General features: G+C 67.7%; 14 protein-coding genes. 8 read left to right on the top strand and 6 right to left on the bottom strand.

The genetic code is table 11. From position 1 onward, the window contains the following. Window position 1 precedes the first annotated feature (1 nt). From ASF16_RS14910 to argA, 4 genes are all read left to right on the top strand, one after another. Entirely contained in the window at window positions 2-1879 is a 1878-nt protein-coding gene (locus ASF16_RS14910; protein ID WP_056168483.1) for a serine hydrolase, read from the top strand. A 368-nt stretch (window positions 1880-2247) separates the two neighbouring features. Then, window positions 2248-2496 carry a hypothetical protein gene (locus ASF16_RS14905; protein ID WP_056168481.1) on the top strand — a complete coding sequence of 83 codons (249 nt, stop codon included), beginning with the start codon at window positions 2248-2250 and terminating at the stop codon, window positions 2494-2496. Window positions 2497-2665: 169 nt separating this feature from the next. Further along, on the top strand, window positions 2666-4651 hold the full coding sequence (locus ASF16_RS14900) for an AAA family ATPase (RefSeq protein WP_369817163.1): 1986 nt from the start codon (window positions 2666-2668) through the stop codon (window positions 4649-4651). 88 nt (window positions 4652-4739) lie between these two features. Continuing rightward, window positions 4740-6086, top strand: a complete 1347-nt coding sequence (gene argA, locus ASF16_RS14895; RefSeq protein ID WP_056168478.1) for an amino-acid N-acetyltransferase — start codon at window positions 4740-4742, stop codon at window positions 6084-6086. A gap of 354 nt (window positions 6087-6440) precedes the next feature. Here argA and bla read toward each other — a convergent pair whose 3' ends face one another. Next, window positions 6441-7358 carry a class A beta-lactamase gene (gene bla, locus ASF16_RS14890; RefSeq protein ID WP_056168475.1) on the bottom strand — a complete coding sequence of 306 codons (918 nt, stop codon included), beginning with the start codon at window positions 7356-7358 and terminating at the stop codon, window positions 6441-6443. Between the two features lie 225 nt (window positions 7359-7583). On the opposite strand from bla, the gene ASF16_RS14885 reads away from it, so the two are divergent. Beyond that, window positions 7584-8462, top strand: a complete 879-nt coding sequence (locus ASF16_RS14885) for a LysR family transcriptional regulator (RefSeq protein WP_056168472.1) — start codon at window positions 7584-7586, stop codon at window positions 8460-8462. Window positions 8463-8651: 189 nt separating this feature from the next. Here the strand turns inward: ASF16_RS14885 and ASF16_RS14880 are convergent, their stop codons facing one another. Continuing rightward, window positions 8652-10283, bottom strand: coding sequence for an HD family phosphohydrolase (locus tag ASF16_RS14880; RefSeq protein ID WP_056168469.1), 1632 nt, complete (start codon window positions 10281-10283; stop codon window positions 8652-8654). Window positions 10284-10406: 123 nt separating this feature from the next. On the opposite strand from ASF16_RS14880, the gene ASF16_RS14875 reads away from it, so the two are divergent. From ASF16_RS14875 to ASF16_RS14865, 3 genes are all read left to right on the top strand, one after another. Next, window positions 10407-11429, top strand: coding sequence for a rhodanese-related sulfurtransferase (locus ASF16_RS14875; RefSeq protein ID WP_056168465.1), 1023 nt, complete (start codon window positions 10407-10409; stop codon window positions 11427-11429). After that, the gene (locus ASF16_RS14870) at window positions 11426-12088 is read left to right on the top strand and encodes a glutathione S-transferase (RefSeq protein ID WP_235507385.1); all 663 of its coding nucleotides are present in this window, start codon (window positions 11426-11428) and stop codon (window positions 12086-12088) included. Before ASF16_RS14875 ends, ASF16_RS14870 begins: the two co-directional genes overlap by 4 nt. 207 nt (window positions 12089-12295) lie before the next feature. Beyond that, window positions 12296-12493: a hypothetical protein gene (locus tag ASF16_RS14865; RefSeq protein ID WP_056168460.1), complete on the top strand. Its 198-nt coding sequence runs from the start codon at window positions 12296-12298 to the stop codon at window positions 12491-12493. Window positions 12494-12569: 76 nt separating this feature from the next. On the opposite strand, the gene ASF16_RS14860 is transcribed toward ASF16_RS14865, so the two are convergent. The 4 genes from ASF16_RS14860 to cysT form a co-directional block, all read right to left on the bottom strand. Continuing rightward, window positions 12570-13100: a disulfide bond formation protein B gene (locus tag ASF16_RS14860; protein WP_056168457.1), complete on the bottom strand. Its 531-nt coding sequence runs from the start codon at window positions 13098-13100 to the stop codon at window positions 12570-12572. A gap of 147 nt (window positions 13101-13247) precedes the next feature. After that, on the bottom strand, window positions 13248-14372 hold the full coding sequence (locus ASF16_RS14855; RefSeq protein ID WP_056168454.1) for a sulfate/molybdate ABC transporter ATP-binding protein: 1125 nt from the start codon (window positions 14370-14372) through the stop codon (window positions 13248-13250). A gap of 12 nt (window positions 14373-14384) precedes the next feature. Further along, a complete protein-coding gene (cysW, locus tag ASF16_RS14850; RefSeq protein WP_056168451.1) occupies window positions 14385-15299 on the bottom strand; it encodes a sulfate ABC transporter permease subunit CysW in 915 nt (304 codons plus the stop codon). Further along, on the bottom strand, window positions 15296-16165 hold the full coding sequence (gene cysT / locus ASF16_RS14845) for a sulfate ABC transporter permease subunit CysT (RefSeq protein ID WP_056168448.1): 870 nt from the start codon (window positions 16163-16165) through the stop codon (window positions 15296-15298). Before cysT ends, cysW begins: the two co-directional genes overlap by 4 nt. Window positions 16166-16184: the final 19 nt, after the last annotated feature.

Here is a 16184-nt window from a genome sequence, read left to right as displayed (position 1 = left end):
CATGCTCCCGCAGACATCAGCCACCCCGTTTTCACCGGACGACAGCGCGACGCCCGCACAGCCCCCGCACCCCTCGCGCCGCGACTGGCTGGCGTGGGCCGGCGCCGCCACCCTGGCGCCCCTGCTGCCGGCCTGTGGAGGCACCGGCAACCCCGGCCCCACGCTCGCGGCCACCATGGCCTGGGGCCGCAGCGAAATCCGCCAAGCCATGCAGCGCGGTGAGGCGCGGGCGGCCTCCGTCGCCCTGCTGCAGGGCGACCGGCTGGTGTGGCAGGAGGCCTTCGGCGTGCTGGACGACACCACCCGCGCGCTGGCGACGCCGGACACGCGCTTCAACGTGGGCTCCGTGAGCAAGGTGGTGGCGGCGCTGGCCGTGATGGTGCTGGTGGACCGGCAGCTGGTGCAGCTCGATGCGCCGGTGGTGCGCTACCTGCCGCAGTTCACCATGCTGTCGCCGGGCTACCGCGACATCACCGTGCGCCACCTGCTCAGCCATGCATCAGGGCTGCCGGGCACGCACACGCACAACCTGTTCGCCACCGCGCCGCTGCCAGGCTATGCCGCCGAGCTGGAAGAAGCGCTGGCCGACGCCCACCTCAAGCACGCGCCCGGGGCGCTGGCGGTCTACTGCAACGACGGCTTCACGCTGATCGAGCGCATCGTGCTTGCAGTGACCGGGCAGACCTACCCGGCCTTCGTGCAGTCGGCCCTGCTCAACCCGCTGGGCATGGCCCGCTCGGGCTACACCCTGCTGCCGCTGCCCGAGGGCAGCTTCGCCCACGGCTACATCCGCAAGCAGCGCCAGGGCCAGGAGTTCGTGATGGGCCACGCCACCGGCGGGCTGTGCACCACGCCCGGCGACATGATGAAGCTGGCCACCATGCTGCTGCAGGGCGGCGAATACGACGGCCGGCGCGTCGTCTCCAAGGCTGGCGTGCTGGAGATGGGCCGCAGCCAGAACCCGGGCCTGCGCGCCGACCTGACGCCCGACTGGCAGTGGGGCCTGGGGTGGGACAGCGCGCAGCAGCAGGGCCTGTCTGCCGCGGGCGTGCTGGCCTGGCAAAAGAGCGGCGGCACCATGTTCTATTCGAGCGACTTCTACGTGCTGCCGCAGGCGGGCCTGGCGCTGCTGATCACCGGCAGCGCATCGGCCTTCAAGCCCGGGCCGGTGGCCGAAGGCATCCTGCTGCGGGCGCTGCAGGAGACCGGGCAGCTCGCAGCGCTGCCGCCCAAGGTGTCGACTGCGGCCCCGTCACTGGCCACCTCTTCGGCCAGCGCGGTCGACGCGGTGCTGGGCATCTACGGCCGGTCCGCCAAGCCCTTGAAAGCCACCTCGCCCGACAGCCAGCAGATCGACCTGTGGGTATGGTCGGCCGAGGCCAGGAGCTGGACGATGCTGAGCGCCGGGCTGCGCCTGCGCAGCGACGGCTGGTGGTGGTCCGACGCGCAGCCGCGCACCCAGTACCGCTGGGAGCAGGCCGACGGCCGCCGCTACCTGCTGTCGCGCGAGCCCGCCACCGCCGGGCACTACTGGGTGACCATGCCCATGGCGCAGCAGATGCCCCGCGCCGCCGCGCCCTTGCCCGCGCAGTGGGTGGCACGCCTGGACAGCCACTGGCTGTTGGCGAACGAAGCGCCCGAATCGATTCCGCTGGCGTTCGGCGTGCCCGCAGCGACGCTCCGCGAACTGCCCGACCTGCCCGGCTACCTGTTCTGGGACGACAGCCAGTTCTTGCTGCCGCTGTCACCCGACCGCGCGGGCATGACAGTGCAGGTACCCCTGAACGACGGCCGCGACTTGGTCGAGCTGGTGGTGGAGGCGCGCGACCAGCAGGAATGGCTGCACGCGGCCGGGTGGAGCTACCGCCGCCAGGCCTAGCCCGGCACGCACCTACCCCGCCCTGCCCCACGGCAACCAGGGACACCCGCCGGCTGCGGCGCACTGTGCTTTTCATGCGACAGATGCAGGCTGCGACGGCCCTGAGCGCTTGCCAAGCCGCAGAGCCCTCGCCACAATTCGCGCTTCTTTCTTTCAGCCACGGGCACACCGCCACGCAGCCGCTGAAACCACTGGAGGTCACCGCTATGTTTGTTCCTTTGTCCGCAATCACCTGACCACAGTCCACCGCCCCGGCTGGACTGTGCATTCACAAGTCCAGCCAAGGCCCACAAGCGCGCTATTGCACCCCGTGCAGCGCTCCACAAGCCCTGGCTACCTTGCCGGGGTTTTTTGTTTGTGGAGTGCACATGAGTGCTCAAAAAATCTCTCGGGCCTTTGCCCAGGGTCAAGTCAAGAAGCTGCGCCGCATGAAGCAGCCCCTGGTTCTGAAGCTCGAGGCCTCGGGCCCGCCCCGAAACCCTGTGGCCACTGCGCTGGCCCAGCGCAGCCTGTCGAGCGCGGCAGGCAAGCACATCCGAAGCGCCGGCGCCCAGCGCCGCGCGGACAAGGTCGCCCTGCGCAAGGCGACACGAACAGACTTTTCTTTCCATGACTGACAACCACCATCCCACCGCCGCACTGGCGGACACGCGGGCGCCGTGGGGCCCCGCCCAACCTGGGTACCCAGGACAACCCGGGCACCCAGGACAACCTGCATCCAGGGCAACGCCCGACCCGACGGAACCCCGCACGCTGCACGTGGACGCCACTGTGGCCCTGCACGGGCTGCCACCCGCGCACAGTGCAGCGGCTGTGCCAACACACCGGCTGCCCACCGCCGCCGAACTGGCCCAGCGCCAGCAGCACCTGGCCGACACCGCGGCGCAACTCAAGACCGAGCTCGTCGGCATCGACGAGGTCATTGACCGCGTGATCGATGCGGTGCGCGCCTGGTACGTGCTGCCGCAGCTCATCCGCCGCCCGGTCATCGTCTGCCTGTGGGGCCTGACCGGCACGGGCAAGACGCAGCTCACGCGGCGCCTGGCCCAGCTGCTGGGCTTCTACGACCGCTTTGTCGAAGTGCAGATGGACGGCTTCAGCCACGGCGCGGGCTACCGCAGCTCTACCATCTCCGGCATGCTGGCGGACTCCGGCATCTCCGAAGGTGCGCCGGGCATGCTGGTGCTGGACGAGTTCCAGCGCTTTCGCACGGTGGACCGCAAGGGCGAAGAGGCCAAGGTCGAGCGCTACCAGGACGTGTGGTCCCTGCTGTCGGACGGGCGCCTGCCGCCCGCGCTGACGGCCCTGTCCAACATCGAACGCAAGCTGGCCGACAGCCACTACGAGGCCGAGCGCGCCGAGGACGACGAGAACGAACGCGCGGGCAAGAAGCCCTACCGCTTTCAGCTCGACGCATGGGACGCGCAGGAGCTCAAGCGCATGCTCAAGCTCTCCGAACCCCTGGCCGAGATCATGCAATGGCCTTCGGCCAAGGTGCTGGCGATGTACATGGAGTTCCAGCGCTCCAACCAGTCGTGGGAGACCGACTACAGCCGGCTGCTGGTCTTCGTGTGCGGCAACCTCGACGAGATGTACCACGAGACCGCGCAGCGCGTGGAAGACTGCGATACCGACGCCGACATCTTTCACCGCCTCACGCGCAAGCTGTCCATCATCGATGTGAAGAAGGCGCTGTCCGAGCGCTTCAAGCCCGAGCAGATCGCGCGGCTGGGCAACGAGCATGTGATCTACCCATCCTTCAGCCGCGCCACGTACGAGCTGCTGATCCGCCAGCTGTGCGACCGCTACGTGCAGGACGTGGCCGCCCAGTGCGGCGTGCGCTTTGCGATCGGAGAGGACGTGCAGCGCGAGATCTACGCCAACGCGGTCTTCCCCGCGCAGGGCACGCGGCCCCTGTTCTCGTCGGTGCACGCCATCCTGAGCGCGAATCTGGTCAAGGCCACGCTGTGGGTGATGGAGCAAGCGCTGCCGCTGTCGCAGGTGTTCGCCATCCACCTCGCGGCAGACCGCCGCCACCTGGCCGTGCAAGGCACCGACGCCCACGGCGGCACGCACGAGCGCCAGTTCGCGGTGGCGCTGGAGCTCAACCGCCTCAAGCAGCGCGCCAACGCGGATTTTCGCGCGCTGCTGGCGGTGCACGAGGCCGGGCATGCTTTGGTCTACTGCCTGCTGTTCGGCCAGGCCCCGCAGGAGGTGAAGATCAACATCGCCTCGTTCGAGGGCGGCTACAACAGCTTTGCGGGCCTGAAGGTCACCACGCGCCAGAATGCGCTGGACATGATGTGCGTGGGCCTGGCCGGCCGCGTGGCCGAAGAGCTGGTGTTCGGCGAGATGGCCTGCACCACGGGCGCCGAGCAGGACTACAAGCAGGTGACCGCCGAGGCCGCGCGCTACGTGCGCCACCACGGCTTTGGCGCGCGCATCAGCCGCACCGACGCCACGGTGGAGATGGACAACCACATCAACACCGACGTCGGCCCCAGCAATGCCGCCATCGAGGCCCTGCTGCAGTCCCAGTACCAGCGCACCCAGGCGCTGCTGCACGGCCACCAGCCCGCGCTGAACGCGCTGGTGGGTGCGCTGATGGACCACGGCATGATCGCGCAGGACGAGATGCAGGCGCTGCTGGCGGCCCAGGGCCTGACGCTCGCCGTGCGGCCCGGGTCGTGCGGCGGTGCGGAAGATTCGCTGGTTCTGGAGCCCTTTGCCGAGCGGCTGGCGCTGTTTCAGCGCCACGGCGCCACGCAATGAGGCGCGCGGTCACCACAAGGATGCCCTGCATGCTTATGATGCGCGCCTACAGCGGATTTACACCGCAGGCTTTCACACACCACCCGCCATGTCCGCCGTTTTCAATTTCACCTTCGTGCCCTGGTTCCGCTCGGTCGCGCCGTACATCCACAAGTTTCGCAATCAGACGTTCGTGATCGGCCTGACGGGCGAGGCGATTGCGGCCGGCAAGCTGCACAGCCTGGCGCAGGACCTGGCGCTGATCCAGGCCATGGGCGTGAAGATCGTGCTGGTGCACGGCTTTCGCCCGCAGGTGAACGAGCAGCTGGCGGCCAAGGGGCATGCGGCCAAATACTCGCACGGCATCCGCATCACCGACTCGGTGGCGCTTGACTGCGCGCAGGAGGCCGCGGGCCAGCTGCGCTACGAGATCGAGGCCGCGTTCAGCCAGGGCCTGCCCAACACGCCCATGGCGGGCGCGACGGTGCGGGTGATCTCGGGCAACTTCCTCACGGCGCGGCCGGTGGGCATCGTGGACGGGGTGGATTTTCAGCACTCGGGCCTGGTGCGCAAGGTGGACGTGGCGGGCATCCAGCGCACGCTGGACATGGGGGCGCTGGTGCTGCTGTCGCCTTTCGGCTTCTCGCCCACGGGCGAGGCCTTCAACCTGAGCATGGAAGAAGTGGCCACCAGCGTGGCCATCGAGCTGCGCGCGGACAAGCTGATCTTTTTGACCGAGGTGCCCGGCATCCGCATGCAGCCGAACGAGCCCGAGAGCGAAGACAACCCCATCGACACCGAGCTGCCGCTGGCCGCCGCACAGGCCCTGCTGGCCACGCTGCCCGAGGCGCAAACGCCCACGGACACCGGCTTTTACCTGCAGCACTGCGTGAAGGCCTGCAAGGCCGGCGTGGAGCGCAGCCACATCCTGCCTTTTGCGGTGGACGGTTCGCTGCTGCTGGAGGTGTATGTACACGACGGCATCGGCACCATGGTCATCGATGAAAAGCTCGAAGAACTGCGCGAGGCCACCATCGACGACGTGGGCGGCATCCTGCAACTGATCGAGCCGTTCGAAAAGGACGGCACGCTGGTCAAGCGCGACCGCACCGAGATCGAGCGCGACATCGCCACCTACACCATCATCGAACACGATGGCGTGATCTTTGGCTGCGCAGCGCTCTACCCCTACCCCGAAGCCCGGACGGCCGAGATGGCCGCGGTGACCGTGTCGCCGCAAAGCCAGGGCACGGGCGACGGCGAAAAGCTGCTCAAGCGCATCGAGCAGCGCGCCCGCATCCTGGGGCTGGACAGCATTTTCGTGCTGACGACCCGCACCATGCACTGGTTCATCAAGCGCGGGTTCCAGCCGGTGGACCCGGACTGGCTGCCAGATGCACGCAAGCGCAAGTACAACTGGGACCGCCGGAGCCAGGTGCTGGTGAAGAAGCTCTGAGTTTTTTGTTTGCGCCGTGCGACGTGCGGTTTGCGGTCTGCGGTTTTCAGTTGGCTTGACCGTAGGGCATGGCAACCTCACACCCGTTCACGCTGAGCTCGTCGAAGCGCCGCGCAAGGCTTCGACAGGCTCAGCCCGAACGGTGGGTGGCTACTCAGACTCAGCCCGAACGGTCGGTGGCGGCTGAGACACAGCACGAACGGTCTGCCGTGACTGAGACCTATCCCTGGTTCGCATGCCCAGCCCCATCACCACAAACCGTTCACGCTGAGCTCCGTCGAAGCGCCGAGAGAGGCTTCGACAGGCTCAGCCCGAACGGTGAAGCGGTGACTGAGGCTTGACCGGGACTGAAAGCTACCCCTGCCTGGCAGCCACCACCGCACGCGCCACCTGCGCAATCGCCGCATCGCGCTGTTCAGACGACGCCGTCGACGCGGTGATGTAGCAAGTCACCACCACCGGCGCCCCGCCACCCGGCGGCCACATCACAGCGATGTCGTTGGACGTCCCGCTGTTGGTGGTGCCCGTCTTGTCCCCCACCTTCCAGCCCGGCACGCCGGCGCGCAGGCGCTTGTCGCCGGTGCTGGTCTCCACGAGCCAGCGCTGCAGCCAGGCGCGCGACGCGGGGGTGAGCACGTCGCCCAGCACCAGTTTCTGCAGGGTCTGCAGCATGGCCAGCGGCGTGGTGGTGTCGCGCGGGTCGCCCACCTTGGCTTCGTTCAGCGTGGGCTCGGTGCGGTCCAGCCGGGTCATGCCGTCGCCCAGCGACCGCACGAAGGCGGTGAACCCGGCCGGCCCGCCGTGGCGCGCCAGCAGCACGTTGGCGGCGGTGTTGTCGCTCAGGCTCACGGTGGCGGCGCACAGCTCGCCCACCGTCAGGCCGCCGCCGTCGCCCGCGCGGGGGCCGCTGGCGGGTGAATACGCCACCACATCGGCCGCGGCGTAGTGCACGCGCGCATCCAGCCGCTCCTTGCCCTGGTCCACCAGCGCCAGCATCCAGCCCGCCAGCACCGCCTTGAAGGTGCTGGCCATGGCAAAACGCTCGTCCTGGCGCCAGCCCAGCGCCAAGCCCGTGCCGGTGTCGAGCATGGCCACACCGAGGCGGCCCTGGGCGGTGCGTTCGATGCCGGCCAGGGTGTCGTTCCAGGCCCGCGCAATGTGGCCGCCGGCAGCGCGACCCGGCCCGCCGGCGGCATTGCCGGCGCCGGCACAACCCCACAGAGGTACCGCTGCAGCGGCCATCAAGCCCAAGGAAAACTGTCGTCTTTGCATAAAAATGGGGAGTGAAGTGGAAACAAGGCCTGAACGATAAGGACTCCGGGCCCGCAGCACCATCGACAATAATTGCCGCCAGCCCCAACAAAAACTTGGAGCGGCACACACAACGCTTTCGGCGTCACTGCGGCGCCCGGGTCCCAGTACTACCGCACTGTCCGTATCGCATCGCCTGGCCCGACCCGCTGCGCCGAGTTGTGTGATCCGCTCTCAGCCTTCGCAATGCACCTGCCACTGAACGCCCTGCGCGCCTTCGAAGCCTCGGCGCGCCACCTGAACCTCACGCGCGCGGCCGAGGAACTGCACGTCACCCAGACCGCGGTGAGCCAGCACATCCGCAAGCTCGAAGACCGCCTGGGCAAGCCGCTGTTTCGCCGCCTGCCGCGCGGCCTGGCGCTGACGGACGAGGGCCAGGCGCTGCTGCCCGTGGTGGTGGAGTCGTTCGCCAACCTGGCGCGGGCGCTGGAGAAACTGGGCGACACCCGCCCGCGCGAGGTGCTGACCGTGGGCGCCGTGGGCACGTTCGCCGTCGGCTGGCTGCTGCCCCGGCTGCGCGACTTTCAGGCGGCGTGCCCGTTCGTGGACCTGCGCCTGCTCACCCACAACAACCGGGTGGACATGGCCGGCGAAGGGCTGGACTTTGCGATCCGGTTCGGCGACGGCGCGTGGCATGGCACGCACGCCGAACGCATCATGGACGCGCCGATGTCGGTGATGTGCACCCCGGCCCTGGCCCACGGCCTGCGCACCGCTGCCGACCTGGCGCGCCAGCCGCTGCTGCGCAGCTACCGCGCCGACGAGTGGGCGGCCTGGTTCGAGGCGGCGGGCGCACCCTGCCCAGTGGTGCGCGGCGCCGTGTTCGACTCATCGCTCACGCTGGCTGAAGCCGCTGCGCAGGGCGCCGGCATGGCACTGCTGCCGGTGCGCATGTTCACGCGCGAGCTGCGCCAGGGGCGGCTGGTGCGGCCGTTCCCGCAGGAGCTGCAGCGCGGCTCTTACTGGATTACGCGGCTGCAATCACGCACGGCCACCGGCGCCATGGCGGCTTTCTGCGACTGGTTGATGGCCCAGGCGCGGAGCGGGACCGATGAATTGGAGTAAAAAAAGGCGGCTACCGCGCTCTGGACGGGCGCCAAAAGCTATTAAAAATATAGCAGATGCTTCCTTGCCAGATGTGGAGATAAGCCCCGAGGCGCGGGGCGTTCAGACGTGCAGCGGCATTGGCATTGGCAGGGTGGCGCAGGCGGTCACTCCACGGTCCACGGGCGAGGTCAAGCGGCCAAGCCGGCGCTACGCAAACCCCAGCGCAGCAATGTCCACCCCATCCACCTGCTCCGCTTCGAGAAACTCGTGTCCGTAGCGCAGATACACCCCTTCGCGCACGAACACCTCGAACAGGTCCGGGTCGATGTGCCCGTTGTCCCGCATGCGGCACATGATCGCCAGCGCCTGCGACAGCGTCATGCCGCTTTTGTACGGCCTGTCGGCCGCGGTCAGTGCCTCGAAGATATCGGCGATGCCCATCATGCGGGCCTGCAGCGACATCTGATCGCGCGTCAGGCCGCGGGGGTAGCCCTTGCCGTCCATGCGCTCGTGGTGGCCGCCCGCGTACTCGGGCACGTTCTTCAGGTGCCGGGGCCAGGGCAGCGTCTCCAGCATCTTGATGGTGGCGACGATGTGGTAGTTGATGGTGTCGCGCTCGGCCTGGTTCAGGGTGCCGGAGCGGATGGTGAGGTTCTCCACCTCTTCGGCGGTCAGAAAGCTGGTCTGCACGCCCTGCGGGTTGCGCCAGTGCCGCAGGGCGGCGATGTCGCGCACGCGCTGCTGGTCTTCGGCCCGCATGGCTTCGCTGCCGGTATTGCAGCGGCGCAGGAAGTCGCGGTCTTCTTCCAGCGCCTGGATCTCGTGCTGCAGGCCCAGCAGCTCCTGGCCCTCGGCGCGCGCGTCCACCACCGGGCGCAGCGCCAGCTGGCGGCGCAGCGCGGCCAGCTCGGCATCGCGCTTGAGCACCTCGAAGCGGGTGTCCACCACGCCGATGCGGTCGTACAGGGTCTGCAGCTTGGTGGCCTTGTCCACCACGTGCACGGGGGTGGTGATCTTGCCGCAGTCGTGCAGCAGGCCGGCCATCTTGAGCTCGTACCTGTCGCGGTCGCTCATGCTGAAGCCGGCCAGCGGGCCGCTCTGCGTGGCGTTCACGGCTTCGGCCAGCATCATGGTGAGCGCCGGCACGCGCTGGCAGTGGCCGCCGGTGTAGGGGGACTTTTCGTCGATGGCCAGGTTGATGAGGTTCACGAACGATTCGAACAGCCGCTCCAGCTGCGTGATGAGCAGCCGGTTGGTGAGCGCAATGGCGGCCTGCGATGCCAGCGACTCCGCCAGGCTCTGGTCTGCCTCCGAGAACGTGGTGACGTCGCCGGTGTCCGGGTCGTGCGGGTTGATGAGCTGCAGCACGCCGATGAGCTCATGGTCGTGGTTCTTCATCGGCACGGTCAGGAACGAGCGCGAGCGGTAGCCGGTGCGCGCATCGAACGCCCGCGTGCCCGAGAAGTCGAACCCCGCCGCGGCATACGCATCGGCAATGTTCACCGTGCGGTCGTGGATGGCGGCGTGCGCGGCCACCAGCGAATCGTTGGGCGAGCCGTCGGCGTGGCGCAGCGGCAGTTGCGGAAAGTCGATGGGCTTGCCCGTGGTGCCGCCCAGGCGGATGCCGAGCGAATCCGTGCGCAGGATCTCGAACTTGAGCGCCGTGCCGTCGTCCGTCACGCTGTAGAGCGTGCCGCCATCGGCGCCGGTGATGGCCTTGGCGGCCTCCAGGATGTTCTCCAGCAGCCGGTCGATGTCCCGCTCACGCGACAGCGCGGCGCCGATGCCGTTGAGCTGCTCCAGCCGGCGAAAGAGGTTGACTGTGGATTCCTTGCCCATAAAAGCCCTGCGCCCCGCGGTGGTGAGAGCGTGCCGTGCGCGCCCCAACGCACATCGTAACGAAAAGTGACCGCTATCATCAGCCCCCTGCCCCTCCCTTTTCCCATCCCTCCCGCTATTTTTGTGGACTCGGTCACACCCCGCTTTCTCACTGCCGCCCTCTACCAGTTCGTCGACCTGCCGGACTTTGCAGACCTGCGCGAGCCCTTGCAGTCCCTGTGCGACACACACGGCGTGCGCGGCATGCTGCTGCTGGCGCCCGAGGGCATCAATGGCACCATCGCGGGCGAACCGCAGGGCGTGTACGCCGTGCTGGCCTGGCTGCGCAGCGACCCGCGGTTCGCCGCCCTGCAGCACAAGGAGGCGCATGCGGAGCGCCTGCCGTTCTACCGCATGCGCGTGCGGCTCAAGCGCGAGATCGTCACCCTGGGCGTGCCGGGCCTGAACCCGGCGCGCAACGCGGGTACCTATGTGAAGCCCGAGGACTGGAACGCGCTCATCGACGACCCCGGCGTGGTGGTGGTCGACACGCGCAACGACTACGAAGTGGGCATCGGCACCTTCCAGGGTGCCGTCAACCCGCACACCAGCAGCTTTGCGGAGTTTCCGGCCTGGGTGGCCGCGCAGTCGCAACCGGGCGGCGTACTGGCCGGCAAGCCGCGCGTGGCCATGTTCTGCACGGGCGGCATCCGCTGCGAGAAGTCCACCGCGCTGCTCAAGTCGCAAGGCTTCGAGGAGGTCTTCCACCTCGAAGGCGGCATCCTCAAATACCTGGAAACCGTGCCCGAGGACGCCAGCCGCTGGCAGGGCGACTGCTTCGTGTTCGACGAGCGCGTGTCGGTGGGCCACGGCCTGGTGCGCGGCCACCACCAGCTGTGCCGGTCGTGCCGCATGCCGCTGGGCGAGGCCGAATTGCAGTCCCCACACTACGTGCGCGGCGTGAGTTGCCCCTATTGCCACGGCACCCGCACGCCAGAGCAGGAACGCGCCTTGGCCGAGCGCCAGCGCCAGATGGACCTGGCGGACCAACGCGGCGAAGCCCACCTGGGCGCACGCCAGCCGGGCAACCCGGCGCGGCGCCTCATCGCGGACGAGCCGACTGGCGAAGTGACAGGTGGGGTGGCTGGCGAGGACAGCCCCCCGTGAGCGCCCTGCCCGTCCTCTATTCCTTTCGCCGCTGCCCGTATGCCATGCGCGCACGGCTGGCGCTGGCCGTCAGCGGCCAGGTCTGCGAATTGCGCGAGGTGGTGTTGCGCAGCAAGCCTCAGGGCCTGCTGCAAGCCTCGCCCAAAGCGACCGTGCCCGTGCTGGTGCTGGCGGACGGAAAGGTGCTCGACCAAAGCCTGGACATCATGCTGTGGGCCCTGCAGCGCCACGACCCCGGCGCCTGGCTGGCGCCGAGCGACGGCGCTCTGCAAGACATGCTGGCGCTGATTGCCGAATGCGACGGCCCGTTCAAACACGCGCTGGACCGGTGCAAGTACCCCAGCCGCTACCCAGACACCGACATCGACGCCGAGCGTGCCAAAGCCACCACCTGGCTGGGCCTGCTGGACGCGCGCCTGTCCACCCGGCCCCACCTGTTCGGCACCCATACGGCGCTGGCCGACATGGCCATAGGCCCGTTCGTGCGCCAGTTCGCGGCGATCGATGCACCTTGGTGGGACGCCCAGCCCTGGCCCCATCTGCAGGCCTGGCTGGCGCACTGGCAGGCGGCGCCGCTGCTGGCCCGCGTGATGGACAAACTGCCGGCGTGGGTGGACGGGACGCAGGGGGTGGTGTTTCCGGCAGAGCCCGTGCCCTAGCGCCGGACGACGGCACAGCGAGCGCGCGCAAGTCGATCACAACGCAGGGTGCTCCAGTATCTCCAGGCCCTCCGGTCAATCGCAGTACTGTTGCCCGAACCGCCTCTCAACCGCGCTATCGCGGCACTGCACGCCAACGTCCGGTTGTCCTACCCCTGGCGTTGTGTTGCGGCACAAGGATGGTGCTTCACCACAGAAAGCACCTTGATGACCGACCCTCGCAACATTGCCCACGACAAGAAAGTCCAGCAAGCCAAGAAGCACAACAACGAGGAGATCGCTCCCGGCGCCGACAAGACGCCGCAGCCCGGCAAGAAGACGCCCATGGAACATCACGCGTCCGACACTCCCAAAGTGCCGGATGAGGCGGCCCCTGTGCCCACCGAAGAAAAGCCCTTGAACTAGGCGCAAAGGCCAGGCCCATGCAAAAGGCGCTCCGAGGAGCGCCTTTTTTACGAAACCTAGTGCAACCGCAACGGCATCACACCGTCGAGTAGGCGGACCCGCTGCGGCGACCGCCCTGAAGGCCGCGCGCCAGCAACGCCAGCAGCACCACCGCAAAGCCCACGAAGCAGACGAACGACCAGTTGGCAATCGAGCCGCCCAGGAAGGTCCAGTCGATCGCGGCGCAGTCGCCCGAGCCGCGGAAGATCATGGGGATGGCGCGGCTGATGGGATAGTTTTCGATCATGCCGTAGAAGTCACGGCCGCAGGTGGCGACTTCAGGCGGGTACCACTGGAGCCAGCTCTGGCGGGCTGCCACGAAAGCGCCGAAGCCTGCGGCGATAGCGGCAATGCCGGCCATCGACATCCACCAGCCGCGCGAGTCGCGGGCGGCAGCCAGGCCGGTGAAGATGGCGACGCCGATCAGTGCGTAGCGCTGCACGATGCACATGGGGCAAGGCTCCAGGCCCACCACATGCTGCAGGTACATGCCGAAAGCCAGCATGGCCACGCAGGCAGCGCTGATCAGTGCCAGCACACGGCGCGGGTTCGCGGTCAACCAATTCATTTTTTCTTCCCAATCCAAAAGCAGTTGCCGAGGGCGCCGGACACGCAACTGGCGCGGCCCATGCCAGTGCACCCGTGATCTGGCTCCGCCAGTCCACCGGGTGCGTCCCCCAGAGGGGGATGGCGCCGAAGGCGACTCAGGGGGGAATCAGATCCCCGCGGCGTGGTCCAGAAAAACCCGGGCGCGGCGCGGTGTCACCACCAGCGTTTCACCCTCTTTGAAACCCATCTCCTTGAACTGCTGCGCAGGGATCTGCGCTTCGATCAAGTGGTCCGGGGACGCATTGTCCGCTGGTTTGTGATCGTCGGATGGAATAAGTTCCAGCCGCGCGATGGGGCCCACGACGATGGCGCGGCTCAGCTGCGCCACGATGCCGCGCGGGCGGCCTTCGGCATCAAGCCCTGCGCCGGGCGAGTAGCGCTGCACATCCAGGTCGTGCGGGCGCACATAGGCAAAGGCCTTGGCGTTCTGCGCGGTCTGGTGTTCGGGGGAGTCGATCTGCATGCCGTCCAGGTGCACCAGCCCTTCGTGGGCGCGGCCATGGAACAGGTTCACGTCGCCCAGGAAGCCGTAGACGAAGGGGCTCGCGGGCTGGTCCCACACCTGCTGCGGCGAGCCGCTTTGCTCGATGCGGCCCTGGTTGATCACAACCACGCGGTCGGCCACCTCCAGGGCCTCTTCCTGGTCGTGCGTCACGAAGATGCTGGTCACGTGCAACTCGTCGTGCAGGCGGCGCAGCCAGCGGCGCAGTTCCTTGCGCACCTTGGCGTCGAGCGCGCCGAAGGGCTCATCGAGCAGCAGCACCTTGGGCTCCACCGCCAGGGCGCGGGCGAGCGCAATGCGCTGGCGCTGGCCGCCGGACAGTTGCGAGGGATAGCGGTCGGCCAGCCAGTCGAGCTGCACGAGCTTGAGCAGGTCGGTCACCTTCTGCTTGATCTGCGCGTCGCTCGGGCGCTCGCCACGGGGCTTGACGCGCAGGCCGAAGGCCACGTTCTCGAACACGGTCATGTGGCGGAACAGCGCGTAGTGCTGGAACACGAAGCCCACGTTGCGCTCGCGCACGTGCACGTCGGTGGTGTCTTCGCCGCTGAAATGGATGGTGCCCACATCGGCCGTCTCCAGGCCCGCGATGATGCGCAACAGCGTGGTCTTGCCGCAGCCCGAGGGGCCGAGCAGCGCGATGAGTTCGCCCGAGGCGATGTCCAGGCTGACATCACGCAGTGCGTGGAAGTCGCCGAACTGCTTGCTCACGTTACGGATTTCAATGCTCATGTTCTTGTTCCTTCAGCGCGCGGCAGTAACAACAGCCGGTGCGGGGCGCTCGGGGGGCAATTGGGCAGCAGCCTTTTGTGCCTGCTCGTTGCGGTGTTCGGCAATGGTCTTGATGACCAGCGTGACCAGGGCCAGCAAGGCCAGCAGCGATGCAGCGGCGAACGCGGCCACGGACTGGTACTCGTTGTAGAGAATTTCGACGTGCAGCGGAATGGTGTTGGTCTGCCCACGGATGTGGCCGGACACGACGGACACCGCGCCGAACTCGCCCATGGCCCGTGCGTTGCACAGGATCACGCCGTACAGCAGGCCCCACTTGATGTTGGGCAGCGTCACGTACCAGAAGGTCTGCCAGCCGGTGGCGCCCAGCACGATGGCGGCCTGCTCTTCGTCGTTGCCCTGCGCCTGCATCAGCGGGATCAGTTCGCGCGCGATGAACGGGAAGGTCACGAACACCGTGGCCAGCACGATGCCCGGCACGGCGAAGATGATCTTGATGTCATGCGCCTGCAGCCAGGGGCCGAACCAGCCCTGCGCGCCGAACATCAGCACGTAGATCAGGCCCGCCACCACGGGAGAGACGGAAAACGGCAGGTCCACCAGCGTGGTCAGGAAGGCCTTGCCCCTGAACTCGTACTTGGCAATGCACCAGGCGGCCGCTACGCCGAACACCAGGTTCAGCGGCACCGCGATGGCGGCGGTGATCAGCGTGAGCTTGATGGCCGCCCAGGCGTCGGGCTCGCGCAGGCCTTCAAGATAGGCGCCAAAGCCTTTGCGCAAAGCCTCTGCGAACACGGCGGCCAGCGGCAGCACCAGGAACAGCAGCATGAAGATCAGCGCGATGGTGATCAGCGTGTAGCGGACCCAGGGCGCTTCGGTCGTGCCCGCCTGTGCGCGGCGGATGGTTCGGGAGTTGTTGCCGCTCATGCTGGAGCCCCCGCGTGGCGTCGCTGCCATGCCTGAAGTGCGTTGATGACCAACAGCAGGATGAACGAGATGACCAGCATGACCACGGCCACGGCGGTGGCGCCGGCATAGTCGTACTGCTCGAGCTTGCCGATGATGATGAGCGGCGTGATTTCAGACACCATGGGCATGTTGCCGGCGATGAAGATCACCGAGCCGTACTCCCCCACGGCCCGCGCGAACGCCATGGCAAAGCCGGTGAGCAGCGCGGGGGTGATGGAAGGCAGGATGACCTTGGTGAAGGTTTGCAGGCGCGTGGCGCCCAGGCAGGTGGCTGCTTCTTCCAGCTCTTTTTCAGCGTCTTCCAGCACGGGCTGCACGGTGCGCACCACGAACGGCAGGCCGATGAAGATCAGCGCGATCACGATGCCCGCGGGCTTGAACGCCAGCTGGATGCCCATGGGCTCCAGGATGCTGCCGACCCAGCCATTGCCGGCCAGCAAGGCGGTCAGCGAGATGCCGGCCACGGCGGTGGGCAGCGCAAACGGCAGGTCCACCAGCGCGTCCACAATCTTCTTGCCCGGAAACTTGTAGCGCACCAGCACCCAGGCGATCAGCAGGCCGAACACCAGGTTGACCAGTGCCGCCAGGAACGAGGCGCCGAAGGTAAGGCGGTACGAAGCCATCACGCGCGGCGCGCTGATGGCGGCCCAGAATTGCTCCCAGGTCAGGGTGAAGGTCTTGAAGATCAGTGCCGACAACGGGATCAGCACGATGATGCTCAGATAGAAAAGCGTGTAGCCCAGGGTCAGCCCAAAGCCGGGCAGCACGCGTTTGGGCGCGCGCCGTCCGGCCGGGGCTGCGGCCACTGCAGTTGCGGTGGTCATAAGTGAGGAGGTAGAGACG

Origin of the sequence: Acidovorax sp. Leaf78 (assembly GCF_001422735.1) — a bacterium.
In the GTDB taxonomy this organism is placed as follows: domain Bacteria; phylum Pseudomonadota; class Gammaproteobacteria; order Burkholderiales; family Burkholderiaceae_C; genus Acidovorax.
Note: the sequence above shows the minus strand (reverse complement) of the source record. Positions and strands in the feature narration are given on the sequence as shown.

Excerpts from the sequence above, each read along its gene's own strand:
- ASF16_RS14910 (WP_056168483.1), top strand. The coding sequence starts at position 2 with ATGCTCCCGCAGACATCAGCCACCCCGTTTTCACCGGACGACAGCGCG.
- ASF16_RS14905 (WP_056168481.1), top strand. The coding sequence starts at position 2,248 with ATGAGTGCTCAAAAAATCTCTCGGGCCTTTGCCCAGGGTCAAGTCAAG.
- argA (WP_056168478.1), top strand. The coding sequence starts at position 4,740 with ATGTCCGCCGTTTTCAATTTCACCTTCGTGCCCTGGTTCCGCTCGGTC.
- bla (WP_056168475.1), bottom strand. The coding sequence starts at position 7,358 with ATGCAAAGACGACAGTTTTCCTTGGGCTTGATGGCCGCTGCAGCGGTA.
- ASF16_RS14885 (WP_056168472.1), top strand. The coding sequence starts at position 7,584 with ATGCACCTGCCACTGAACGCCCTGCGCGCCTTCGAAGCCTCGGCGCGC.
- ASF16_RS14880 (WP_056168469.1), bottom strand. The coding sequence starts at position 10,283 with ATGGGCAAGGAATCCACAGTCAACCTCTTTCGCCGGCTGGAGCAGCTC.
- ASF16_RS14865 (WP_056168460.1), top strand. The coding sequence starts at position 12,296 with ATGACCGACCCTCGCAACATTGCCCACGACAAGAAAGTCCAGCAAGCC.
- ASF16_RS14860 (WP_056168457.1), bottom strand. The coding sequence starts at position 13,100 with ATGAATTGGTTGACCGCGAACCCGCGCCGTGTGCTGGCACTGATCAGC.
- ASF16_RS14855 (WP_056168454.1), bottom strand. The coding sequence starts at position 14,372 with ATGAGCATTGAAATCCGTAACGTGAGCAAGCAGTTCGGCGACTTCCAC.
- cysW (WP_056168451.1), bottom strand. The coding sequence starts at position 15,299 with ATGAGCGGCAACAACTCCCGAACCATCCGCCGCGCACAGGCGGGCACG.
- cysT (WP_056168448.1), bottom strand. The coding sequence starts at position 16,165 with ATGACCACCGCAACTGCAGTGGCCGCAGCCCCGGCCGGACGGCGCGCG.